At 36.5% G+C, this 24,703-nt stretch carries 28 protein-coding genes; 2 read left to right on the top strand and 26 right to left on the bottom strand.

Annotated elements, in window-relative coordinates; translation table 11 throughout:
- Positions 1-8 precede the first annotated feature (8 nt).
- The 24 genes from spoIVA to EDD61_RS00595 all read right to left on the bottom strand — a co-directional run bounded on the left by spoIVA (position 9) and on the right by EDD61_RS00595 (position 19,968).
- Positions 9-1,487, bottom strand: a complete 1,479-nt coding sequence (gene spoIVA / locus EDD61_RS00715; protein ID WP_008688471.1) for a stage IV sporulation protein A — start codon at positions 1,485-1,487, stop codon at positions 9-11.
- Positions 1,488-1,585: 98 nt separating this feature from the next.
- A complete protein-coding gene (locus tag EDD61_RS00710; RefSeq protein ID WP_008688470.1) occupies positions 1,586-1,771 on the bottom strand; it encodes a (2Fe-2S)-binding protein in 186 nt (61 codons plus the stop codon).
- A gap of 62 nt (positions 1,772-1,833) precedes the next feature.
- A complete protein-coding gene (locus EDD61_RS00705) occupies positions 1,834-3,426 on the bottom strand; it encodes a peptide chain release factor 3 (RefSeq protein ID WP_132223255.1) in 1,593 nt (530 codons plus the stop codon).
- Between the two features lie 99 nt (positions 3,427-3,525).
- Positions 3,526-4,515 (bottom strand): NAD(P)H-dependent glycerol-3-phosphate dehydrogenase, encoded by a 990-nt coding sequence (locus EDD61_RS00700; protein WP_008688468.1) that lies wholly within the window; start codon positions 4,513-4,515, stop codon positions 3,526-3,528.
- Between the two features lie 4 nt (positions 4,516-4,519).
- Positions 4,520-5,830, bottom strand: coding sequence for a ribosome biogenesis GTPase Der (gene der, locus EDD61_RS00695; protein ID WP_026006721.1), 1,311 nt, complete (start codon positions 5,828-5,830; stop codon positions 4,520-4,522).
- A 38-nt stretch (positions 5,831-5,868) separates the two neighbouring features.
- Positions 5,869-6,525 (bottom strand): (d)CMP kinase, encoded by a 657-nt coding sequence (gene cmk / locus EDD61_RS00690; protein WP_132223252.1) that lies wholly within the window; start codon positions 6,523-6,525, stop codon positions 5,869-5,871.
- Positions 6,522-7,460: a hypothetical protein gene (locus EDD61_RS00685; protein WP_132223249.1), complete on the bottom strand. Its 939-nt coding sequence runs from the start codon at positions 7,458-7,460 to the stop codon at positions 6,522-6,524. Before EDD61_RS00685 ends, cmk begins: the two co-directional genes overlap by 4 nt.
- A 118-nt stretch (positions 7,461-7,578) precedes the next feature.
- Positions 7,579-8,139 carry an elongation factor P gene (efp, locus tag EDD61_RS00680; RefSeq protein WP_008688463.1) on the bottom strand — a complete coding sequence of 187 codons (561 nt, stop codon included), beginning with the start codon at positions 8,137-8,139 and terminating at the stop codon, positions 7,579-7,581.
- A 524-nt stretch (positions 8,140-8,663) separates the two neighbouring features.
- Positions 8,664-9,032 carry a transcriptional regulator gene (locus EDD61_RS00670; protein ID WP_243642674.1) on the bottom strand — a complete coding sequence of 123 codons (369 nt, stop codon included), beginning with the start codon at positions 9,030-9,032 and terminating at the stop codon, positions 8,664-8,666.
- Positions 9,001-9,393, bottom strand: a complete 393-nt coding sequence (locus tag EDD61_RS00665) for a prepilin-type N-terminal cleavage/methylation domain-containing protein (RefSeq protein WP_132223243.1) — start codon at positions 9,391-9,393, stop codon at positions 9,001-9,003. The genes EDD61_RS00670 and EDD61_RS00665 overlap by 32 nt, the downstream gene beginning before the upstream one ends.
- Positions 9,394-9,536: 143 nt before the next feature.
- The gene (locus EDD61_RS00660) at positions 9,537-9,920 is read right to left on the bottom strand and encodes a prepilin-type N-terminal cleavage/methylation domain-containing protein (RefSeq protein ID WP_132223240.1); all 384 of its coding nucleotides are present in this window, start codon (positions 9,918-9,920) and stop codon (positions 9,537-9,539) included.
- Complete coding sequence (comGC, locus tag EDD61_RS00655) at positions 9,910-10,209, bottom strand: competence type IV pilus major pilin ComGC (protein WP_132223237.1); 300 nt, start codon at positions 10,207-10,209, stop codon at positions 9,910-9,912. Before comGC ends, EDD61_RS00660 begins: the two co-directional genes overlap by 11 nt.
- A gap of 14 nt (positions 10,210-10,223) precedes the next feature.
- Complete coding sequence (locus tag EDD61_RS00650) at positions 10,224-11,150, bottom strand: type II secretion system F family protein (RefSeq protein ID WP_132223234.1); 927 nt, start codon at positions 11,148-11,150, stop codon at positions 10,224-10,226.
- Positions 11,151-11,163: 13 nt separating this feature from the next.
- Positions 11,164-12,153, bottom strand: a complete 990-nt coding sequence (locus EDD61_RS00645) for an ATPase, T2SS/T4P/T4SS family (RefSeq protein ID WP_119983367.1) — start codon at positions 12,151-12,153, stop codon at positions 11,164-11,166.
- A 183-nt stretch (positions 12,154-12,336) separates the two neighbouring features.
- Positions 12,337-13,392 carry a type IV pilus twitching motility protein PilT gene (locus tag EDD61_RS00640; protein ID WP_008688447.1) on the bottom strand — a complete coding sequence of 352 codons (1,056 nt, stop codon included), beginning with the start codon at positions 13,390-13,392 and terminating at the stop codon, positions 12,337-12,339.
- Positions 13,382-13,777: a hypothetical protein gene (locus tag EDD61_RS00635; protein ID WP_132223231.1), complete on the bottom strand. Its 396-nt coding sequence runs from the start codon at positions 13,775-13,777 to the stop codon at positions 13,382-13,384. The genes EDD61_RS00640 and EDD61_RS00635 overlap by 11 nt, the downstream gene beginning before the upstream one ends.
- A complete protein-coding gene (locus EDD61_RS00630; protein ID WP_008978389.1) occupies positions 13,764-14,138 on the bottom strand; it encodes a hypothetical protein in 375 nt (124 codons plus the stop codon). Before EDD61_RS00630 ends, EDD61_RS00635 begins: the two co-directional genes overlap by 14 nt.
- Before the next feature lies 1 nt (position 14,139).
- Positions 14,140-14,595: a DUF4860 domain-containing protein gene (locus tag EDD61_RS00625; RefSeq protein WP_008978390.1), complete on the bottom strand. Its 456-nt coding sequence runs from the start codon at positions 14,593-14,595 to the stop codon at positions 14,140-14,142.
- On the bottom strand, positions 14,579-14,887 hold the full coding sequence (locus EDD61_RS00620; RefSeq protein WP_008688441.1) for a hypothetical protein: 309 nt from the start codon (positions 14,885-14,887) through the stop codon (positions 14,579-14,581). The genes EDD61_RS00625 and EDD61_RS00620 overlap by 17 nt, the downstream gene beginning before the upstream one ends.
- Before the next feature lie 9 nt (positions 14,888-14,896).
- A complete protein-coding gene (locus EDD61_RS00615; protein WP_132223228.1) occupies positions 14,897-15,925 on the bottom strand; it encodes a type II secretion system F family protein in 1,029 nt (342 codons plus the stop codon).
- 23 nt (positions 15,926-15,948) lie between these two features.
- Positions 15,949-16,851: a transglutaminase-like domain-containing protein gene (locus EDD61_RS00610; protein ID WP_008688438.1), complete on the bottom strand. Its 903-nt coding sequence runs from the start codon at positions 16,849-16,851 to the stop codon at positions 15,949-15,951.
- A 148-nt stretch (positions 16,852-16,999) separates the two neighbouring features.
- A complete protein-coding gene (locus EDD61_RS00605; protein WP_119983373.1) occupies positions 17,000-17,608 on the bottom strand; it encodes an MBL fold metallo-hydrolase in 609 nt (202 codons plus the stop codon).
- A gap of 38 nt (positions 17,609-17,646) precedes the next feature.
- Complete coding sequence (gene rpmG, locus EDD61_RS00600) at positions 17,647-17,796, bottom strand: 50S ribosomal protein L33 (protein WP_008688434.1); 150 nt, start codon at positions 17,794-17,796, stop codon at positions 17,647-17,649.
- A gap of 72 nt (positions 17,797-17,868) precedes the next feature.
- Entirely contained in the window at positions 17,869-19,968 is a 2,100-nt protein-coding gene (locus EDD61_RS00595) for a peptidoglycan D,D-transpeptidase FtsI family protein (RefSeq protein WP_008978393.1), read from the bottom strand.
- 111 nt (positions 19,969-20,079) lie between these two features.
- Between EDD61_RS00595 and ispG the strand changes: the two genes are divergently transcribed.
- Positions 20,080-21,153 carry a flavodoxin-dependent (E)-4-hydroxy-3-methylbut-2-enyl-diphosphate synthase gene (gene ispG / locus EDD61_RS00590; protein WP_132223225.1) on the top strand — a complete coding sequence of 358 codons (1,074 nt, stop codon included), beginning with the start codon at positions 20,080-20,082 and terminating at the stop codon, positions 21,151-21,153.
- Positions 21,154-21,298: 145 nt separating this feature from the next.
- Here the strand turns inward: ispG and EDD61_RS00585 are convergent, their stop codons facing one another.
- Together EDD61_RS00585 and EDD61_RS00580 are read right to left on the bottom strand one after the other, a co-directional pair.
- Positions 21,299-22,183 carry a deoxyribonuclease IV gene (locus EDD61_RS00585; protein ID WP_132223222.1) on the bottom strand — a complete coding sequence of 295 codons (885 nt, stop codon included), beginning with the start codon at positions 22,181-22,183 and terminating at the stop codon, positions 21,299-21,301.
- Positions 22,180-23,541, bottom strand: coding sequence for a DEAD/DEAH box helicase (locus tag EDD61_RS00580; RefSeq protein ID WP_132223219.1), 1,362 nt, complete (start codon positions 23,539-23,541; stop codon positions 22,180-22,182). Before EDD61_RS00580 ends, EDD61_RS00585 begins: the two co-directional genes overlap by 4 nt.
- Before the next feature lie 162 nt (positions 23,542-23,703).
- Between EDD61_RS00580 and ispH the strand changes: the two genes are divergently transcribed.
- Positions 23,704-24,621: a 4-hydroxy-3-methylbut-2-enyl diphosphate reductase gene (gene ispH / locus EDD61_RS00575; RefSeq protein ID WP_008688423.1), complete on the top strand. Its 918-nt coding sequence runs from the start codon at positions 23,704-23,706 to the stop codon at positions 24,619-24,621.
- The last annotated feature ends 82 nt before the right edge of the window (positions 24,622-24,703 follow it).

Genomic DNA, 24,703 nt, shown 5'->3' with positions numbered 1-24,703 from the left:
TTATATCGTTATAACACGATAGCAATCACATTTCCTTTTCCTTTATTAACGAGTTTTGTCAAGATATCTTGAAGTCTAGCTCTTGCTGCTTCCGGTATCATTGAAAGTTTTGCATTCAATCCATCGCGAATTAGATCGGAAAGCTTTCTACCAAAAATATCACTATCCCAGATAGTTTCATCATTCTTACCTTCATCACGAAGTAAATAGCGAATTAGCTCCTCACTTTGTTCCTTTGAACCAATGATTGGCTCAAAAGTGCTTTCAACATCCACTTTGATCATATGGATGCTTGGAGCGACAGCTTTTAGCTTCACACCATAGCGGCTCCCCTGCTTAACAATTTCTGGCTTACTTAAAGCGATATCCTGTAAGGATGCACTAGCAAAACCATATCCTGTTTGTTTAACCATTTTCAGGGCACTGCTTACAGCATCATATTCCCTTTTTGCTTTACTATAGTCTTGCATTAGGGATATAAGCTCCGCTTTATCTTTAATATCCTTACCAATAATCTCTTTTAGTATTTCATTGTACAAACCAGATTTTATAGTGATATCAACATTCACTATTCCCTGCCCAGTATCAATGGTCGCAATATTGCTTGATTCAATATTATCATTCGTATCTAATATGTCCGTGATACTCTCTACTTCACGTAGCTTTTCGACACTGGACATGCTTTCTTCTATGGTATCCTGAAAACTTTTTTTCAACCAATGTTCATCATTCAATACAGCAATCCATTGCGGCATATTTATATTAATTTCCGATACAGGAAATTCATAAAGAGCTTCTCTTAAAATATACTGAATGTCCGCTTCACTCATATGATTCACAGCAACGGCTAATACTGGAACTTGATATTTCTCTTGTAGTTTTTCAACAACAGCTTTACATGTTGGAGAAGCTGTGTCTACACTATTTACAATAACAATAAATGGCTTTCCAATAGCTTGCAGTTCCTCAATGACTTCAGCCTCTGCTTCTATATAAGCCTCTCTGGATAAATCGGATATCGTTCCATCTGTTGTAATTACAATGCCAATGGTAGAATGATCTTGAATTACTTTTTGCGTTCCTGTCTTAGCAGCTTCGTTAAACGGTACTGGTTCATCATTCCATGGTGTTCTTACCATACGAATGCCATCTTCATCCTTATATCCTTTTGCTTCTGGTATAACATAGCCAACACAGTCGACAAGACGTACATTAACCGTAAAACCATCATCAAATTCAATTGTAGCGGCATTGTTTGGAACGAATTTTGGCTCTGTGGTCATGATCGTCTTTCCAACACCAGCTTGTGGCAGTTCATCGATCATTCGGGCTTTTTCATATTCATCATGTACGTATGGAATGACGGCTTTTTCCATAAATTCTTTGATAAACGTTGATTTACCAACGCGTACAGGACCGACGATTCCTAAGTATATATCACCACCGCATCGCTGAGCTATATTTTTTAAAATCTCTGTGGTATCCATAGTTTGTCCTCCCTTAGTCATTCTAAACTTATGATAAAGACACTGGGTTTATGCCTAATCAAAGAAAGAACATTGAAAAAGAACCTATTGAAAGGTTCTTAATGTAGTTGAGCCAATAACTCCATAACACATTGTTCTAAATCTTCATTACATACACCGCAAACAGTTCCTGCACCCGTCTTATCTTGTACTTCTTGAACTGTTCTAGCACCTTCATCAATGGCCTGGCGTATATCTTTTACAGATACGCTCATACAGGTACAAATAATATCTTCATCCTTCATGATAATTACCTCCTGTAGTTATTATTGTGCGAACAATAGAAAAAATACCTTTTCAGGTATTTTTATTCCATATTGCCAAATTCACTTAACGATAGCGATTTATTTTGTTCCGTTGCCCATTTTATTCCCCAATTATTCATGAATAGTAAAAGATTTTTACCTTTCAGATCTTTTAGTCGTTTTGTATCACTCGTAAGATTTAACGTATGTGGATCTAATGTTTGATCATCAATCCAGCGAACACACTGATAAGGAAGAATCTCTAATTTAATTTCAACATTATATTCACTTTGTAAACGTTGTTCTAATACATCAAATTGTAGAACACCAACACCGCCTACGATGATTTCTTCCATCCCAGTATCGATTTGTTGGAACACTTGAATTGCTCCTTCTTGTGCAATTTGCGTAATGCCTTTTGTGAATTGCTTACGTTTCATTGTATCTTTTTGCGTAACACGAGCAAAGTGTTCTGGAGCGAAAGTTGGGATTTTTTTAAACTCAAATTTATAAGATGCATCACAAAGAGTATCACCGATAGCGAAGATACCTGGATCAAAGACACCAATCACATCACCAGGATATGCCTCTTCTACAATTTCGCGGTCTTGTGCCATGAATTGCTGTGGTTGTGCAAGACGGATTTTTTTACCTTGTTGGACATGCAAGACTTCCATTCCCTTTTCAAATTTACCACTACAAATACGCATAAATGCAATACGATCACGATGTGCTTTATTCATATTTGCTTGGATCTTAAATACAAATGCTGAAAAATGTTCATCAAAAGGATCAATTTCGCCTACACTGGCTTCTCTTGGTAAAGGACTAGTGGTCATATTTAAAAAGTGTGATAAGAAAGGTTCAACACCAAAGTTAGTCAAGGCGCTTCCAAAAAATACGGGAGTCAATTCACCTTTTGCAATCGCTGCTTCATCAAATTCAGTACTGGCGATATCTAGCAATTCACTATCTTCACGTAACTGTTCAAAAAAATGATCACCAAGAATGCTGCGGAAGGTATCATCTTCAAGAGACCCTTCTGTTACTTCAGCAGCTTTCATTCCATGATCGCCGCCATGAAACGCGATAATTCTTTTATGATCACGTTCATATACACCTTTGAATTCTTTGCCAGAACCAATTGGCCAATTCATTGCATAAGTAGAAATGCCTAATTCGGCTTCGATATGCTCTAATAGCTTAAATGGATCCATTGCCGCCCTATCCATCTTGTTAATAAAGGTAAAAATAGGGATCTTACGTAACAAGCAAACCTTGAATAATTTTTTTGTCTGTGCCTCAACACCTTTTGAAGCATCAATAACCATAACAGCAGAATCAGCTGCCATTAAGGTACGATATGTATCTTCAGAGAAATCCTGATGGCCTGGCGTATCTAGAATATTAATACAGAAATCATTATATTCAAACTGTAAAACAGAACTTGTTACAGAAATACCTCTTTGTTTTTCTATTTCCATCCAGTCAGAGACTGCATGTTTATTTGCTTTTTTTCCTTTTACACTTCCGGCTTGTAAGATAGCACCACCATATAATAATAATTTTTCAGTCAGTGTGGTCTTACCAGCATCCGGATGAGAAATGATTGCGAAGGTTCTTCGCCGCTTTATTTCATTGACATAATCTGCCATATTATTTCCTCCTGACTACAATGCGTTACTTATTATAGCATGATTTTGAAAAGAAAATCCACAGATGATGAAAAAAAAGGCAGTTTTCATAAACCACCTTTACATTTCCTCTTTTAAATCACGTAGCATAAGCTCTTGTGCGCTATCTTTCGGTTTTTTACCTTCATATAGCACCTTATATATCTCATTAATAATCGGCATCTCAATGCCGCGTTTCTGGGCTACTTCATGAACAACTTTTGCAGTACGCACACCTTCTACTGTCTTTTTATTATTTTTCCAAAAATAATCAGCTGAATTATGGATACCTATTTCATAACCGGCTTGAAAGTTACGAGAGTGTTTACTTGTACAAGTAACTATTAAATCTCCTATTCCCGTAAGTCCCATGAAAGTTTCTTGTTTACCGCCCATGGCCACACCATAGCGGATCATCTCTGTCAGTCCTCTGGTAATCAAAGCGGCTTTTGTATTATCGCCATAACCGACACCACTTAACACACCACTTGCTACTGCGATGGCGTTCTTTAAAGCAACGCCAATTTCACTGCCGATTTCATCGTGGCCACGGTAAACACGCAAATAGTCATTTGAAAATAGTTTTTGGATGCAAATAGCATCTTCTTTATTTTGTGATACTGCACAAATAGTTGTCAACATTCGCAAGACAACTTCTTCGGCATGACTAGGCCCAATTAAGGATACAACGCTTGATAAATGTGTCATAGCATGACGAATCACCTCTGACATACGCTCATTTGTTTCTGGATGAAATCCTTTTGCTGTATTTACGATGATAACAGATTTCTCTAATAAAGTATCAATCTTACGACACATTTCCTCAACCGCAATCGTAGGTACACTGAGAACGATTACATCTGCGTCCTTAACAATCGTCAAATCCGTTGTTGCATGCAAATTGGGATGCAAAACGACACCAGGAAAAAAACGACTGTTTTGATGATGCAGTTCAACATCCTCCACTTCATTTTTATTTTTGCCCCATAAAGTCACATGAACTTTATTATCACATAATACTTGTGCTAATGCAGTTCCCCAGCTACCGCTGCCGATAACTACACACTTCATATGATCACCTGTTTCTTTCTCTTGCTAAGATACGTAATGTTGTTCCTTGAAAGCCAAAGGCTTCACGTAAGCTATTTTCTAGGAAACGTTTATAGCTAAAATGCAGTAATTCTGGATCATTTACGAATAAAACAATCGTTGGCGGTGCTACAGCCACCTGCGACGCATAATAAATTTTCAAGCGTTTCCCTTTATGGGTCGGTGGTGGGGTCATTAATTGTGCATCCATTAAAACTTCATTTAACACATTTGTTTGTATGCGTAAAACGGAAGCATCATGTACATCGTCAATCATCGGCAGAATTGTCTGGATGCGTTGTTTTTTTAATGCAGAGACAAACAGAATTGGTGCATAGGATAAGTATTGAAACTGTGTCCGTATTTCTTTCTCAATACGATTCATCGTTTTTTCATCTTTTTCTACAGCATCCCATTTATTATATACGATGATAACCCCTTTTCCCGCTTCATGTGCAAAGCCAGCAACATGTTTGTCTTGATCACGAATTCCACTTTCTCCATCAATGACAACTAACACCACATCGCTTCGTTCTATAGCGCTCATGGCACGCAATACGGAATATTTTTCAATATTCTCATACACCTTGCCGCGTTTACGAATACCTGCAGTATCGATTACTACATATTCCTTACCTTCACGTTTAAAAGGTGTATCGATTGCATCTCTTGTTGTCCCTTCAATATTGGATACGATAACACGTTCTTGATTTAAAAGAGCATTTACCAACGAACTCTTTCCAACATTTGGTCGTCCAATGACGCAGAAACGCGTCATTCCATCATAATCCTTCTGTATCTTATCTGGGAAGCTGTTTACAATTGCATCTAAGATATCACCAATTCCAATGCCATGTGCACCAGAAACTGCGATTGGATCACTGAGCCCTAAATTGTAAAACTCATAGATGCTGTCACTTTGGGCAAAATCATCTACTTTATTTACTGCAAGGATAACTTTTTTTTGTGAACGCTGTAATAGACGTGCAATATATTCATCATCGTTGGTAATACCTTCTTTTCCATTGACAACAAATAAAATCGTATCTGCTTCATCTATGGCAATTTCTACTTGCATATTAATCTCTTCACGAAACGGTTGATCGGCTAGTTGTATACCGCCAGTATCAATTACCCGAAATTCTTTTGTCAACCATTCTGCTTTACCATATATTCTATCACGTGTAACACCTGGTGTGTCCTCTACTATACTTTTTCTTTCACCAATTATTCGATTAAAAATCGTGGATTTTCCGACGTTCGGTCGTCCCACGATCGCTACGATACCACTAATCATATGCATGTTTGACCATCACAGTCAAACGCCACCTCCATTCACAGTTTTACTTTCATCAGCTTATGTATTGCTGAAACAACTTCTTCAATCGTCATATCGGAAGTATCAAGTTCAATAGCATCTTTCGCTTTGCAAAGCGGTGATGTTTTGCGATTCATATCTTGATAATCACGTTGTTCAATATCTTTGAATATCACATCGTAATCTGCCTCAATATGCTTTTCTAAATATTCTTTGTAACGACGTTTTGCGCGTGCATTCACACTTGCTACCATATAGATTTTTAATTCGGCATCCGGCAATACGATGGTTCCTATATCACGCCCATCCATGATATATCCCTTATTCTTTGCCATTTCCTGTTGCAATTTTACAAGGTGTTTTCGTACTTTAGGAAATGCTGAAACTTTACTTGCTACCATTGAAATTTCATTTTGACGTATTTCTTTAGATACATCTTGATCATTGATATAAACATTGCCATCCGCATCAAAACTAATCTGCATATATTCCATCATGTGCACTAATGCTTCTTCATCATCGATATTAATTTTTTGCTGTAATGCATAATAGCCGACACAGCGATACATCGCTCCTGTATCTAGATGAGCATAGCCTAATTCTTTGGCTAGGATTTTCGCAATTGTACTTTTGCCGGCAGCACTAGGTCCATCAATTGCAATATTTATTTTCATAAATTAAAACCTCCAGCTTTCCAAATGGAATATCCAATAAATCCTATAACAACTAATAAAACAAGAATAAGAAAACATAAAACAAAGTTTAATAACTTATTCGTTTTCTCGACTCCATCACTTAAATCTGTTAATTCTTCTTCATATTCATCCATCTGAACACGTAACTGCTGTGTTTCTTCGATGAGTTTCTTATGATAGGTGTTATCTAGCTGTACATCGTCAATCTCCTGTACATCCTCTTCTTCAACATCTTCATAAACAGGTGTTATAATTTTTTTAACTGGTTCTGTAATTATCTGCTGCGTTTGCGAAACATCAGGTATTGCTTCATCATTCGTTTCCTCAGTTTCAAGGGCTTCTTCCTCCTGAATATCAGAGATCAGTGTTTCCATCGTCTCCGTAGTTTCAGGCGGAGCTACTGTTTCTTGCACATCTTCTGCTATTGAATCATCGCGTAATAAATTTTTCACTTCTTGTGCAATTTCTTCTTTGCTTAATACAGTTTTCGGACTTTCCTGGACCATTTCTGGCACTTCATCTTTTATTTCTTGTATGTAGCGTGTACGTTTGGCCCGATTGGCGGCATTTAATTGATATAAAATATCAACTTCGGTATCTTCACTTTCACGATTGCCTTTGCGAATATTATAATCACGAACCTCTTTGATGAAATCATCAAGATACTCATTAGTAAAAGTATCATTCAGATTTTCCTTGTTTGTTTCTGTCTGATCATCAAATGCTTTTGCTCGTTTCGGCGTTTCCTCTTCTTCTTTGATCTCCACTTTTTTGAAAACAGAGGAATCAAAAGACTTCAATAAGTTTTCTGAAGCTGCAAGTGATTCATCCTGAACGGTAGCATCTATATTATTATCCATTTCGATAGATTTTCTTAGATCTTCATATTTTTTGACCCGTGATAATTTTTCCATACGAGTTACCTCCCAATCTAGCTTTTATTATATCAAAAATATAGGGTCTTGAATACTTTTATTGGGAAGTTTTTGTGAAGATTCACAAAAAGAAAAGCCGCATCACGCAGCTTTTTCCTTATTTTGCACGTCCTGAGTATTTACCGTCTGCTGTTGAAACAAGGATCATTTCATCTTGTGAAATGAATAATGGAACTTTAATTTCCAATCCTGATTCCAATACGGCATTTTTGCTTGCCGATGTAGCAGTATCACCTTTTACTGCTGGTTCACATTCAACAACCTGCAGAGCTACTTTATCTGGTAAAATAACACCGAGAATTTCTCCTTCAAACATAGAAATATTCACGTTATCATTTGGTTTCATAAAATTTAATTCCCATTTCAAATGTTCCTTAGGAATCTCAATTTGTTCATAAGTTTCATTGTCCATGAAAACCAAAGCATCCTCTGCATCATACAAATACTGCATTTCTTTCTTTTCGATGTGTGCAGGCGTAATCTTATCTCCTCCACCCCAAGACAATTCAACATTTGCACCTGTTCTCAGGTTTCTTACTTTCGCTTTTACAACCATAGCACTACGTGCAGTTTTATTCTGACTCTGTTCCAGCACAACAAAAATTTCACCGTCCTGCTGTATTGTCATACCAGGTTTTAAATCATTAGAACTGATCATAATCTTTTCACCTTTCCTTACTTATCCTATTCTATTTTAATGTATTTATCGTATTTGTCAATTTTTTTTATACAAAAACACCGATTACATAAGACTTTTAAAGCGAATATCATCAATATAGACAAGTAAGGATATGAAGCTCATCAGATATAGATAAGCATACGTGTGCAAACTCATCGAGATATTAAGAAAACCTAGAAGAGCAGCCGAAACAATCGTAAAAAGCAAAGTGCATAAAAAATCCTTAGCTTCTAATGCTTTACAATTTGCTGTTTTGTAAACACCTTTTAAAAGAAAGAGGTAAATAAGAAACCAAGGAAGTAAAACAAAAAACCGTGTATTGATAAACATTAAAACATCACCTAATAACAGAAATAAAACAAAACAAATCATACTACATAGTACATTCATCATTATCACCTAGCATCAGTTTACCCTTTTCTAGGTTTCATATGCAAAAGATACAATGCTATGACATTGTTCATCTAAATAAATGTGCATAGTTTCATTGAGACAATCTCCATTTACATATACATCTGTATCTCCCAACGAAATTGTAATGTACAATTTGCATATGTTTTGTAAAAATAGTAAGGCTTGTTTTCCACTTCCTTATCGTCTTCCTTTGCCGAATGCGATGTATCCTGTTTCTCTTCCTTCCTTTCTATCACCTCCTTATCATGTTTATTATTAGCATACTCATTCTTTAACTGTTTTTGTACGGTATGTAGAATAAACACATCCATAAGATCTTCTGATTTTCGAAGTTGGGTATACGTAACCAAACGCATCGTAAATAAAGAAATACACAATAAGATGGAAGAAAGCACCCATAAGCCATATAAACTGGCAAATCCATGATCATTTGCAACCAAGTATGGCATCTTTTTCATAATGGCCTCGTTTTAAGAACAGATGCAGACAGCTATTATCTTCATAGAAAACAGCATTGTCAACATGTTCTAAATATATTTCGTAACCGGGTGTCTTCACAATTCGCATACGATCATAAAACAACTGAATTTCCTCATCCCCTCGTTGCAAAATCACCTTTTGATTTTGCATAAGATACTCACTAGACATGGCAGTGATTTGACGCAATTGATGGATTGCTATACGATCATCAGTGAAGCGCTCATCCTTTAACAATTGTTTAACGATTGATAGACAAGGTGGTAACAATGCAATAGCAAAGGAAATGATCAAAAGGGCTAAGAGCATTTCAATTAAAGTAAAACCATGATTATTTTGCATAGATTTCCCTTACCTTTTCATTATTTAGCTCTTGATCACTGGCATACCAAGAAGTAACTGTCATACAGCAATTGATCAATAGCAAACAACAAAGCGAGCAAAGCAAAAGTAAGATCAAGGCGTCCATCAACAAAAATCCTTTTTTATCGTACGTCAATAGCGCCGCTGCCGAGTTGCAACACGATGGTTTTTTTCTTATTTTGTAGCGAACAAGTGATCGTTTGGGCTTGTGAAATGGTTCCTTGTTTTGTGTAATGAAACGCTTTTCCCTCACAGTACATATTGTCATATATAAAAAACTCCTCTCCCGCTTGTACACCATCTGTTTGAAATTGGATGTACATGTTTTTTTTAGTAAACATGGCCTTCATGTGTGCTTGTAATAAAAAGGAATGAAGCTTTTCCGTTTCACAGGTGAATGCCAATTGCCGCGATGGCTTTAAAAATGGAAAAATAGCCATGATCAGCAGTAAAATACTTATTGTTACTAACATTTCTACTAAGGTAAAGCCTTTCTCATTTTGCATAAGCTTGTCCATTGGAAAGATAGATCGTATCACCATTAGGGCAACGCTTTTGTGTGCTTTTTAAATATCCCTTTTGAATCAATGAATCCACACTTGTCGGCGTTGTCAGATTATCTATTTCGTACAATAAGATCTGTGCATTTACAACTTCAATTAAAGCCTCACATCCTTTTTTGCGAATGATTTTTTCCTTTTGTTGAATATTCGGCAATGTCAATAAAAAGACAAGAGCAATGATGGAAAGAACGATCATCATCTCTAAGATCGTAAAGCCTTTTTCGTTTTTCATAATGTAAATCCTCCTTATATCGTTTCCAGCATTTGCAAAGGCAACATTAAAATTTGAAAGACTAAGATGACAAGCACAGCGACAAATCCATAGGCAATTCCTTGTAAGAGATAACTACATTTCTTAAGCAAATGATTCCAATACTGTTCTTGTTGTATCAGATAAAGCTGCATAGGTTTATCACTTTCTTGTGTCAACATACGCATTTGTAAACAACGATACAGCTGTTTAGATAGTAACCTCTCTGTTTCCAAAACATGTAAGAATGCTTCTCCTTGTTCTAATCGTTTTTGCATACGTTTTGCCATTTCACACATCCATGAAATCGGAACTTCTTGCAAGAACTGAAGTGCATGCATCGTCGCGATTCCACATGTATCTAATTCCTTTATATATCCAGCAAATAGATAGGAACAATAGCAACGGATCACTTCGCTTTTTTTTGCTGCAGTGTATAGAAATCGGCCACGAATCTTAGCATGTGAAGCTAAATATAAAAAAGCAAGCAAAGTCATGATTACACATATGAAAAAGCCCATACTGCATATTTGTAAAATATGTAACAGTATTTGCGTAAGGGAGAATGTTTCCTCCATCGCAAAGCTTTCTAACATTTGGGGTATGATGGCACTTGTGAAAAGTTGTAGCATTGCAAAAGAAAGAAAGAGAATAAGCATAGGATAGGCACTTTGTCGCAGGAATTTTTTCTTAAGCCCTTCCTCAAAGTCTGTCATACGTAAAGCCTCTTCCATAGCAACAGGAAGTGAACTCATACGATAAAAAAAAGTAAAATGACGAATCCAGGGGCGATTATCTTCTTGCAAAATTGTAGAAAATTCTTCCCCTGCTTGCAGTTTATCATTTAGCCATGTAACGTCCCCTGGTAAAAAAGCTATTGCATCCTGTAATGAACACCCACTTTTTAAAAGTTCCATTAACATAGTAAATGATTCTTTATCGAAAGAGAAAGTCTTCTTGCGCTTCTTCTTGAATCGTACCTGCCCGAATTGCGCTCGCAATTTGCATTTCCATATTTTCATGCGTTGAAGGCAGTTCACCTTGCTTGAAATAAGTGATAATTTCATTCTGATCCAATACTTCATAGATACAAACCCTTCCTTTCCCTTTTCGTCGATGAAACAAACGCTGCGATGTAATACCTGTCAATGTCTGCCGCAAATCTTCTTTGCTCAAACCAAATTCATGCAAGCGATAGATCACCTCCAGACAACTTTTTGCATGAACACTTGTAAAAATCAGATGACCGCTCAATGCGCTACGCATCAGCATCCGGGCGCTCATCGGATCTCGTATTTCGCCAATCATTATGACATCCGGATCATGTCTAAGCAGTTCCTTAATCCCTTCTTCATAAGAAAAATGATGTTGTTCATTAATTTGAAGTTGCAGATAAGAGTCATCAACAATTTCAATAGGATCTTCTAAAGAAACAACGCGTTGTTTTCCACCTTTTGCAATATATTGCATCATGGCATGCAGAGTTGTTGTCTTGCCGCTACCAGTTGGCCCACTTAATACGATCAAACCGTTTCTAGCCTGACACCATGAGTGAAAAATCTGTTGTTGTTTTTTATCATAACTCAAAGTTTCCAGACAAATGCCTGTATGATTATTCAATATGCGAAGCACAGCCGTCTGCTTTTGCAACGTGGATAACAATGCAAAGCGAAATTGCAGGCATTCCCCTTGAAATTCATATTGAAAATTTCCACTTTGCGCCGTCTGCCCTAACCCAAGATCTAAATGCGCTATATATTTCAAGTAGTTAAACAAGCTCTTATCAGCCGCAGCACTATATATTGGCAAGACACCATCTTCACAGCGCATAGTAACTGATAATCCTTGTGTTGTACTAACAAAATGAATGTCTGTCGCTTGTTTTTGCAGCGCTATATGCAATATAGCATCCAGTTTCTCTTTCAACCCTATCGCCTCCTCACCTTTATATACGTTTTAAAATTAGAAAAAACGTAATTTCCATGAATTTTCTTCTTTTTTTATTAACCAACTGATAAAACAAAAAAAACAGTCAAATTGACTGTTCACATAGCTTAGCAATCCGATTGATATCTTTGAAAATTTCATAAAAATACTTATTAAATAAAATCACATTTTACTAGCTACATAGCGTGCATCACTTGCATACATGATCGCTGTTTCCTTGGTAATCTTATCTTGCTTGTAAGCTTCAATAATAGCATCATCCATGGTAATCATACCACTGGCGCGATTTGCCGTTATCGTATTTTGCATCTGATGTGTCTTTCCTTCTCGAATCAGATTGCGAATGGCTTGATTGCATAGCATGATTTCAAACACTGGTAACATCTTACCATCTTTCCCTGGCAACAATTGCTGAGAAACCACACCATTCAACACCATGGATAGCTGTACGCGAATCTGCTGTTGTTGTGTTGCTGGAAAAACATCAATCATGCGATCAATTGTATTAGCAGCGCCAATCGTATGTAATGACGAAAACACCAAATGACCGGTTTCAGCTGCTGTTACAGATATTTCAATCGTTTCTAAATCCCGCATCTCTCCAACTAAGATGACTTCAGGTGCTTCTCTAAGAGCCGCTCTTAAAGCTGATACATAATCCTTGGTATCATGATAAACTTCTCTTTGTGAAACAATGCTTTGCTTGTGGGTATGCAAATATTCTATCGGATCTTCAATTGTTATGATATGAGAATTACGTGAATTATTAATTTGATCAATGATACAAGCCAGTGTCGTCGATTTTCCACTGCCCGCAGGTCCACTTACCAGTACCATCCCTTTCATTTGTTTTGCCAAGTCAATTACGATAGAAGGAATATGCATGATTTTAGGATCTGGTAATAAAAAACTAACGATACGTAAGACAGCTGCAAAGGAATTGCGTTGACGATAAGCATTGACACGAAAACGTCCAACTTGAGGTATGGAAAAAGAAAAGTCATCATCACCATTATGTATAAAATCTTCAATATCATCCTTTTTGGCAATCGTATAAATATCACGAATCATTTGTTCGGTATCTTGAGGCATAAGCCTTTTATCATCATATGGCTCAATCTTGCCATCTATTTTAATAGCGCAAGGAGAACCAGCGACAATAAACACATCCGAAGCTTTGCGTTTAACTACATCTTCTAACAATGCTTTAATTTCCATTTTCATCACCCTTATCTATCATCTGGCAGGTTTGTATAACAATCTCATCATTTTGTTTATGAAAAAGCAACTGCAACGCTGTTCCATTATTCATATCTTCCTCTATTATATAGAGATTTTCCTTTTTTGTATAATCTATTTTCATCTTTTTTAACTGTTCATCCAAATGGTTAGGTTCTAGTTGTCTATAGATATCCATAAGATTAGCCTTTGTTTCATAGTAATCTGTTGTAAATTCCATCTGGCGAATGGTTGAAACATAATAACTATTTGCTCTCACATATGTTAAAATAGCCAACATCAGCATAACTAAAATAACAAATAAAGTAAATAATGTTGGTATACCTAGTCCAAGGGGCAGTATATGATTCTTATTCGTACGCATGATAAATTTCTCCTAAAACAAAAGGTATCTCACATAAGATGACATCTTCATGCCATAACTGTATCTTGCCAGATGATAAAGCTTTATCGTTAAATATGATTTTCATATTGCCTTTTTGATAGTTCAATTCATCTTTTTTAATACTATCAAATCGCTGTTCAAAAGGCACATCAGATGCTATTTGCAATTCTTCAATAATACTTTGTGCTTGTAATAAATCATGTTGTAAGGTAATGGCCGTTGCTTCTTTTTCTTTTGCCTTTAGTAAGAAACCTGCACAGATAGTAGCTGCTAAAGCAAAGAAAAACAAAATGATGACAAATTCCATTAAAAAGGAAAAGGATCGTTGCGTGTGTTTCATTCTATCCCGCCTTTCCATACAGATATATACTTAACTGTTCTTTTTTACCATCTTTCTCAACTGTAAAAAGGAAACAATCTTGTTTCTCAATTATTGTAAAAGCATCTACTTGAAACAGCTTAGTTCCTTCTTCAAAGGTAGGTTGATAACTGGAAACAGCCGTAATTTCTTTGATATAGCCATCCTGATAATACAAATAGGTTACTGTCTCTTTTTCTTTAATCTGTAAACAGGTAATAGGTTTTGTCACATAAGCAACTTGTCCCCGTGCACTGGCATGTTTCAATTTTGTATGCACATAAGCAAGCGGAAGACTAACATCTTCTTGCGATTGGATTGTTTCATTCAGACGGCGATAAGCAAATATTTCCGTAGATAATAAAGAAAAGGAGCCTGCCGCAAATAGTAGCAGTAACAATAACGAAACTAACAAATACAGATTATGATGCGTTTTCATAAATTCGCCCCTTTTTATAAACATCGATATGCGGAGCGATATTTGCTCCTTCATAATGATAATTAACACGATATTCTTCTTCATCTATCAATAAACCATAATGTTCTTTTAAATAAGCAATTGATGTAGGGTATCTTCCTTCTATGCTATAACATTTTAAAGTTAATTTCTGAATGGTTTCCGTAATTTGTTGTTGTTCATTTCTTTTGTTGAAAGAAGCAGCTGATTGAAAACCAAACACAAATAACAATAAGATACCAAGAAATAGCAGTCCATGTAGTGTTTTTTGCATGTTACACCTCTATAGTGAAGAGAGAATACTCACCAGTGGTAACATGATAGATAATAAGACAACACCTATGATTACGGCTAATAACAATACGATGATTGGTTCAATCACATTAAGATAATGTTCAGTTTTATGTGATACTTCCTGTTGATATTCATCACTTAGCTGTTGCATGACCGCTTCCCCTTTTCCACTGGTAAAACCTATTTCAATAAAATTCAACGCAAGACCTTCATATAACTGTTCTTTGCGAATCACATCGCAAAAAGATTCACCTTCATTCATACCTTGAACACAAGCCTGCAACTTATCAATGATTTCGCAATTGGGAAGTAAAGAACATGCATATTGCATTGCTTCACGCAGATCAATGCCACTGCGCAAAAGCATAGCAAGTGCATACGTCAATTGCGCTAAAAGAGAAATATGACGAAGTTTTTTGAAAAAGGGGCTATGGAATAGAAATAAGGTTGCAGCATCTTCTTTTTGGCGTTTTGCATACAATAAGAAAACAATAAGACCCGCTGTTAGCAACAACAAAAGCCCAAAGACAGCCATTGAAAAAATTCTTCCGAATTGCATAAACATAACTGCTTGTGTAGATAAATCACTTCCCAAAGAACGTAATACATCTTGAAATAGAGGTAATACTTTCCATGCAACCACACCTACTACACAAAGCATCATCAGCAGTAAGATCATAGGATAGCTCAAAGCCTGTCGCAATTGATTGCTCATTTCATCCATACGCTGATAATAATCAGCTAATGATAACATCACTTCATCTAAATTACCACTGATTTCCCCTATGGAAATCATATGGATCGTGAAATCATCAAATACCTCACAAGCAGCAAAAGCATCTGCCAATGTTGGCTGCTTTTCTCTTTCTTCATTTAACCGGCATACCAGTGTTTTCAATTCCTGCTCATCTAGCTGTTCAGCAATCAGATGAAGTCCCTGCTCCAAACCATAGCCTGCTTGAAGTATCAAACCAAACTGAAGAAACAACATATGACGGCTTTGCATATTTATATTCATATCCTTAACACCTCCTACTCGATTTAATAATAATAAACCGCATCATAAGATCCATCGTATTGAAACTTTTGCGCTGCAAAAGTTGGATCAATTCTAGTCCAGGTTTCCTCATCTACATAAATATCCGGATTGACCCATCCTTGTCCTTCTACATAAACTTCCACCCAGGCATGATATTCGATATCCGTATTTCCGCAAATCAAGCGTGCTGGAATATGGTTGATTCTCAACATTGCTGTCATCAAAGCAGCATAATCAAAACAAATCCCCCGCTTACGCTTCAGCACGTCTTTCAGATTTGGAATCATATATTTATTAGAAGCCTGCTTTGCTTTTGCATCATCATAAGTTATCGTTTGTGCAACTTTGTTGTAAATATCATGAATCCGTTTTAAATCATTATCCGCATCTTTTACGGTATCTAAAGCAAAGGAAATGATGTCATCACCTTTTTCATACCATGCAATTTGATTTGGATAACGAAAAGGTGATGTAGTTTCTTTTATATCGGCATGAAATTCAATCACATCTACGATGGCATACTGGTTTTGTTCCATATGTTGCAACACCTTAACGAGATAATTACCACTTCCCATTTGTAAAGGTAATGCCGTTGCTTCATCTTTGTGCAAATCGTAATTATATTTGGTTTCACCTTTCGCAATTTGAATTTTCACTTTTTTGTTATCTTTAAATTGCGCATGAACATAAATATATCCATCATTGCACTGGGTATAGTCAATGATAGCTATTTTTGTTTTTAAAACATCCTTGCCCAGCTCTTTAGGATATAGGATTTGGTTTTCTGTAACAGCTGGAGATTTGGGATAGGATTCCATTGCCTCTTTGACCTTATCCTGTTGATTGGAGGAACAGCTTGTACAGAGTAATAAAAAAGCAATCAGCAAACAAATTTTTTTGTGCATAGCATATCCTCCTCACTTGTTATTCATTATACACCAAATCAAACCTTTACAAAACTAAAAGAATTGAAAAAGCCTGCTAGCATGCTGTTCATTCTCAATGGTAAAATTGTGTTTTAAACTAAGGAAGAAAAAAAACAGCAATAGCTGTTTAAAATTGCAGATAAGGATTCCATTGAAATTCATCCTTTAATGTCGTCCTAGGTCCATGACCAGGATATACCTTCAAATCGGGGTCCATGGTTTTAATGTATTTTAAAGACTGCATCATTTTAGTATTTGAACTTGTGGCTAAATCAGTCCGCCCGATACTACCTTGAAACAACACATCTCCACAAAATAAATGATCATCCCATAATAGCATACTACAGCCTTCGCTGTGACCTGGTGCATCAATGTATCGGAAAGTAAATTTACCAATCGTATGCTCACCAGGGGTTAGTACTTGTGCCTTTGTATGAACGATGATTGGATCTCCTATTGAAAAATTCAATTGCGGATCGGTAAGCAGCGGTATATCCAAATCATTCATATATAATGGACAATGGTATTTATTCACCAGCGTATCAACACCAGCAATATGGTCAAAATGGGCATGTGTCAAAACGATGCCATCCACAATACCGTTTCGTTTGTCGATTGCCTCTTGCAATCTTAATGATTTACTACCTGGATCGATTACCAAAACATGATTATCATTCCATAATAAATAGGTATTTACCTGAACCATACCTAATACAAATGTTTCAATTGATTTCATATGTCTTCACGAATAAAAAAGACCGTAGTCGGCCCTTCTTATTTTTTCTCCTTATGTAGTGTTTTCTTGTTACAACGTGGGCAGAACTTCTGAATCTGCATACGTTCTGGATTTTTACGTTTATTACGTGTTCCAATGTAGTTTTCTTCGCCACATTCTGAACATTTGAAAGTGATTCTATCTCTCATGTTGTCCCTCCTCGTACTTTGCTTGAAAATTATATCATACAATATGCAAGAATGCTAATACTTTTTACGAAATTAGTCGTACTTTTTGAAATATTCTTTTAAAACCTTCGGTAAAATCTGTGTTGAACAGATACTTGCCTCCTGATTGCTAGAATCGGCAGCAGAGGTTGGTGCACTACACACAAAGGCAACTTCCGGATCATCATATGGAGCATAACCGATTTCACTTACATTTGTATAACGATATTCTTTATTGTTTTTATATTCTCTTACCTGTGCGGTACCTGTTTTAGCTGCTATACCTTTATCCATGGCATTTAACTCCACACCACAATGATTTCCAGTGATACAAGCGCGGAAACCTTGCTGTACGGTCTTTAGGTAATCCAAATTACCTGAAAGTTGCGAAAGTACCTTGGTTTTATTTTCATAAATCGTATAATTGCTGTTAACCTCACTTGCCGTATTCACCAACTTCGGCTGCACCTTTTTACCACCATTGGCAATCGTAGATACATATTGTCCCAACTGTATTGGCGAATAGGTATCATACTGTCCAATAGAATAGTCTAGTAAGTTACCAGCCGTCTGTGTATAGCCAATGATGCCTAACGCTTCATTAGGTACATCTAATCCTGTCTTTGTTCCTAAACCGAACATCGAATAATATTGACGCATCTTGGTTAATGTCTTGGCTGTTGCCTCATTGGAAATATTTAAGGGTTGCCCTGATACATAGGTGCCACCTGCTAACTTTATAATAGATTTCCACATATAGACATTACTTGAAACTTCCAATGCACGCACCGCATCTACAACACCCAAATTCATAAATGAACTTTTTTCTTCTCCGGCGATATTCATCGTCGTATCATATTCTGTACTAGTTACCGTTTGCACGCCTTCATTCAATATCATATATACCGTGGCACCTTTTGCGACAGAACCTACCTGATAGTTATTCAAATAGGTTCCACTGGCGAATTTCGTCATCGATCCATCTTTGTTTTTAACAGCTCCACTTAATGCATATATCTCTCCTGTATTTGGATTCATTAATAAAACAAAGGCCTGGTTAAATGCCTCACGGCCACTTGTACCAGCATATTGCTTAACAATACTGGTCATGATATCATCGACTTTTTTCTGTAATTCAATATCGACCGTCAAATGTAGATTATATCCTTTCTTTCCAGCACTAATCTCATTTAAAACCGCTGTACCATCCTTTTCAAAGGTTACTTCACTCACCTTAGGGGTACCACTCAATAACTGCTCATATTGCTTTTCTAAGCCACTGCTTCCTACACGGTCCGTTAAAGAATAGCCTAATGCTTCATAATATTCACGCTCTTCACTTGGAACACCTTGTTTGGTGGTAGTGACACTACCTAAGACATCACGTAATGTATCTTTATAAGGATATTCGCGTTTCCAAGAACCAAAGTCCACATCAAAACCTCGATACTCATCCTTATGCTCCATCAAATAGGCAACATCTTCATTCGAAGCATCTTCAACAATGACCTTAATTGAATTACTAGGTGATTGATTCATTAACAGATATACACTAAATGCGTTTTTATCCTCTTCACTAGCTATTTCATCTACCATTTTTTCTGTAATACGTGAACGCACAAGTTTATCCTTATCACTGGCTTTTGTCAATGTAGCTAATTCTTCATCACTTAATAGATGATTCCCTGTACGATCTGCATTACCGTTTTCATCACGATATAAGAATAAATAGAGATCTTGCATGTCGCTTTTCGTAAATGTTTCATGCTTAATATGAAATTGTTTGGCAAATTTCTGAGCCAGTTCCCATTTTTCATTACTAGTTACATCCTTTGGCGGAAAATATGTAATGTTATGCGCAGAAGCCGTTTTTACGACCAATTTGCCATTGCGGTCATATATTTCACCACGAGGTGTCTGAAACCGCTGTTGTTGAGAAGAATAATTCACCAACTTTGTTGTATAATCTTCATGATCACGCACTTGTATAAAGACCAAACGTATCGTTATTGTTGAAAATAATAAAATCACAATCATTGAAAAAATTAAAATACGTCGGTTTACAATTTTATAATAATCGTTTTGCGTCTGCAGAACATCAGAACTACGGCGTAATTTCTTATGATCCAGATCGCGAAATGGATTACGTATCATGTATTCACCTCCTGTATACCGCTTATTATAATACAAATCTCATGGAAAATGCCACCATATTGTAAAAGAAATAAATTTTGTTATAATGGTACATGAAGGAGTTGATATTATATGCTTCGCACCGAAACAAGAAGTATTCGTGTTCGTGATCTTATGATAGGAGGTAACGAGCATGTTGTGATACAAAGTATGTGCAATACACGTACCAAGGATATTGAAAAAACGGTTGCGCAAATCTTACAATTAGAAGCTTGCGGCTGTGAATTGGTACGCATGGCTATCATTGATGAAGAGGATGCAAAAGCAATCAGAGAAATTCGTAACCGCACCCATATTCCTCTTGTCGCTGATATTCATTATGATTATCGCCTAGCGATAGCTGCAGTAGAAAATGGAATTGACAAAATTCGTTTAAACCCTGGAAACATTGGATCGAAAGAAAATGTACAAGCAGTGGTAAGTGTTTGCAAGCAACATCATATTCCTATCCGAATTGGCATAAATAGTGGCTCTTTAGAAAAAGACATCCATGAAAAATATGGCAAACCGACAGCTGCAGGCATGATGGAAAGTGCTAAACGCCATGTAGCAATTTTAGAAGAGTTGGATTTTCATGATATTTGTCTGTCTTTTAAATCAAGTGATCCCTTATTATGTATTGAGGCATATCGCTTAGCAAGTAATACCTTCCCTTACCCATTACATTTAGGGGTTACAGAAGCTGGTACTTTTATTGGTAGTGCTATTAAAAGCAGTATGGCATTAGGTACTTTATTGAATGAAGGCATTGGTGATACGATTCGTATCAGTGTAAATGGTGATCCAGTAAATGAAATCACAATTGTAAAGCAATTATTAAAATGCTGCGGGTTATTAAAAAATACACCAAATTTAATTGCCTGTCCTACTTGCGGTCGTACAGCATGGGATATGCAACCTGTTGTCAATGAGATAGAATCCTTTTTAACAACGATAGATTGTGATATAAATGTCGCTATCATGGGTTGTGCTGTAAATGGTCCTGGAGAAGCTAAACATGCAGATATCGCGATTGCCGGTGGCAAACAAGAAGGATTGTTAATAAAAAAAGGCGTTGTCATTGAAAAACTTCCACAGGATAAAATAGTGGAACGCTTAAAGCAGGAAATCCGATCATTTGCTGCAGAACACAAAAAAGATAATTGATATTCAAAAAAGTAGGCATTCCATTAGGATTTACCTACTTTTTTCTTATCATTTTCAATAGTTGGAACTAAGATCTAACGTATGCTGAACTATTATCATTTTTTACTTAATAAACACATAGTCTTATCTAAAAATAGCAAATGCATTACACAACTTCATTTTTTAACTTGTCCAATAAATCCGCATCAAAAACACCTTGTTTTAACATTGCAATTTCATGCTTATATGGTGCATGTCCGTCCACATAAGGTGTTTCTAATATTTTAACGACATCTTGAATTCGCTTGTTATGTACGATTGCATGCAGCTTATCATAGCCAATTTCGCCAAAGCCAATATTCGCATGACGATCCTTACGAGCACCTTGAATATTTTTTGAATCATTAACATGTACACATGCTAAACGATCTATCCCAATGATCGCATCAAATTCATTCAAAAGAAGATCAAAATCACTTAAATCAAATCCTGCATCATGCAAATGACAAGTATCCATACAAACCTTGATATTTTCAGGATGTTTCACATGATCAATGATGTAGCGAATATGCTGAAAATTATAGCCAAGTTCGCTACCTTTCCCTGCCATCGTCTCGATTGCTATCTCTACATCACCAATCTGTTTCATAGCTAGATCTAATCCATCTACGATCTTAGCAAGTCCAGCATCTTCGCCGGCCTTTACATGACTGCCTGGATGTAAGACCAAAATGCTTGCTTCTAATTGTTTGACACGTTCAATTTCCTTTGCCAAGAAATCAACACCGAGTTCAAATGTTTCTGCTTTCGCACAATTTGCTAAATTGATGATATATGGTGCATGTACGATCATGCTGCTTTTTTCTATACCATGTAACTTCATGATCTCATGTGCTTCTTTTATGCGCAGTTCTTCCATTGGCTTTCTGCGTGTATTTTGAGGTGCACCTGTATATAACATAAATGCATTTGCACCATATGAAATAGCTTCTTTTACGGCTCCTAATACATATTCAGGAGCAGACATAGATACATGACTACCTATTTTCATTCGCTATTCCTCTTCTCTAACATCTTTTGTTTAGCACGTTCTTTCTTTTGACGCTGAATATCTTCTTGAATCATAGCACGTTTGGCTTTTCGTTTTAATTTTTCTACTTCCTGCTGACGCTTTTTCTTATAACCTGGCTTTACTTTTTTCTTCTTACGAGAAACAATCTTTGCAATTTCTTTCTCTAATGGGTCATCTTTGCGTACTTTCTTCTTATGCAAAGGTTCTAAATCGCACCACTGACCATTTTTTATGGTTTTATGATCAAAATGAATGCCTCGAACTTCTAACTGACGTATAGCAGTATCATCTTTTTTTTCATATAGTGCATAACAGATACCCTCATGTCCTGCTCTGCCAGTACGTCCGCTACGATGGATATAATAATCTAATTCTTTAGGAAACCCCATCGATATAACATGAGATATCCCTTCAATATCAATGCCACGAGCTGCAATATCGGTTGCCACTACATATGATTTTTGCAAATTGGACAAATCCTTCATCGCTTTCGTGCGCTCTCTTGGAGTTAAATCTCCATGCAATTCTATTACACCATAACCTGCATCTCGCATATTGCTTGCCACATTGGCAGCTTCACTTCGCGTATTAGCGAAGATTAAGCAAACATATGGGGTAAAAGAAGGTAAAATCTCTAATACTTTTTCAGCATATGTTTTATGCTGGACAGGCACTAAAATATGTTGGATCTTAGGATGAAATGCACTTTGTTCTTCAATTTGTACAGTTTGCGGACGATCCATATATTTCTTTAGAAACAAGCGCAGCTCCTGAGGAATCGTTGCTGAAAAACTCATCATCTGCAAGTCCTTGCGCATCTTCCCTGCAATCGCATCTACATCTTCCAAAAAGCCAAACTCTAAAGTCATATCAGCCTCATCCACCACCATGATATCTGCGGTATCCACGCGCAAGACCTGTTCGTTTAAAAACAAGTCCTTAATACGACCTGGAGTTCCTACAACAATATGTGGTTGAACTTTTAATTGTTCAATCATCCGGCTCTTTTCAATTCCGCCTGTAATTAAACGGATGACGAGTTTGGGATCCGCTTCACTCATCTTTTCACATCGCTGATAAATCTGTAAGGCTAATTCTCTGGTAGGTGCAGTGATTACCGCCTGCACACAAGGTTTACTGCTGTCTACTTTTTCCATAATAGGAATCAAAAAAGCGTGTGTCTTCCCTGTCCCTGTCGCTGAAATACCGATAATATCTTTTCCTTTACAAGCCATAGGGATTACCGCCTGTTGAATCGGTGTAGGTTCTATAAATTTTTCAAGTTCAATAAACATTTTTGTATGTTTTTGAAACATATAATCGCTATATTTACTCATGAATGCCCCTCCTTTTTTAAAAGCAGCTCTTCTATTATACATGAATCCTTTTTGTTGTAAATAAAAAACACTGTTTTTACTTCCTTATTATACCCGAAATTCTAGTATTTTCCTATCTTTTCACTCATAAAATACGGTATAATAACAACAGGAGGAACGCTTATGAAGGTAATAAAAGTCACTCCTCGCGGTTATTGTAAAGGTGTCACAAGAGCCATTGCTCTTGCTCGCAAAACAGCGATGGAGTATCCCGATAAAAACATTTATGTTTTAGGTATGTTAGTACATAACCGTTTTGTTATGCAGGCTTTAGATCAACTGCATATTCATACCATTGACGATAAAACGAAAACAAGATTAGCATTGCTGCAAGAGATACCATCTGGCAGTGTAGTTATTTTTACTGCTCATGGAGTTGCCCCAGCAGTAAAGCAAAAGGCCGCAGAACTTGGCTTAATTGGTATTGATGCCAGCTGTCCAGATGTTGTAAAGACACAAGCTATTGTACAAACAAAATTAGAAGAAGGATATGATGTGTTCTATATTGGAAAAGCTTTTCATCCAGAAGCTGAAGCTGTCATCTCATTAAGCCCAAAGGTTCATTTAATAACAAATATGGAAGATATTCAGCAGTTGCCTACGACAATGTCTAAGGTTTTTGTCACAAATCAAACAACAATGTCAATATTTGATATTGAAACATTATTTACCGCGATTGCTCAAGCATATCCGCAAGCAGAGTTTTGTGAAGAAATCTGCAATGCCACAAGAATCCGTCAACAGGCCATAGCTGAGCTTGATGCTGCTGAAATAGATGTCTTATATGTAGTTGGTGATAAACATTCCAATAACTCCAACCGCCTTGCTCAGATTGCAAAAGAGCAAGGAATCGCAAATGTTTTTCTTATTGATGATGTACACGATATCACTGATGAACAATTGGCTAACTGTAAAGCTGTAGCTATTACAGCAGGTGCTTCCACACCAACCTATCTGACAAATCAGGTGATTCAGTATCTAAACAGCTATACACCAAAATTGGCGAAACCTATTACAGAGGTGGCCAAAATCTTGCAATAAGCTTAAAAAGATAAAGTACTCTATATGATAAATAGCCATCAGAATTTAACGTTTTGATTATTAAGACTGTATAATGATTGTA

Source organism: Longicatena caecimuris (assembly GCF_004341945.1).
GTDB lineage: Bacteria > Bacillota_I > Bacilli_A > Erysipelotrichales > Erysipelotrichaceae > Longicatena > Longicatena caecimuris.
Note: the sequence above shows the minus strand (reverse complement) of the source record. Positions and strands in the feature narration are given on the sequence as shown.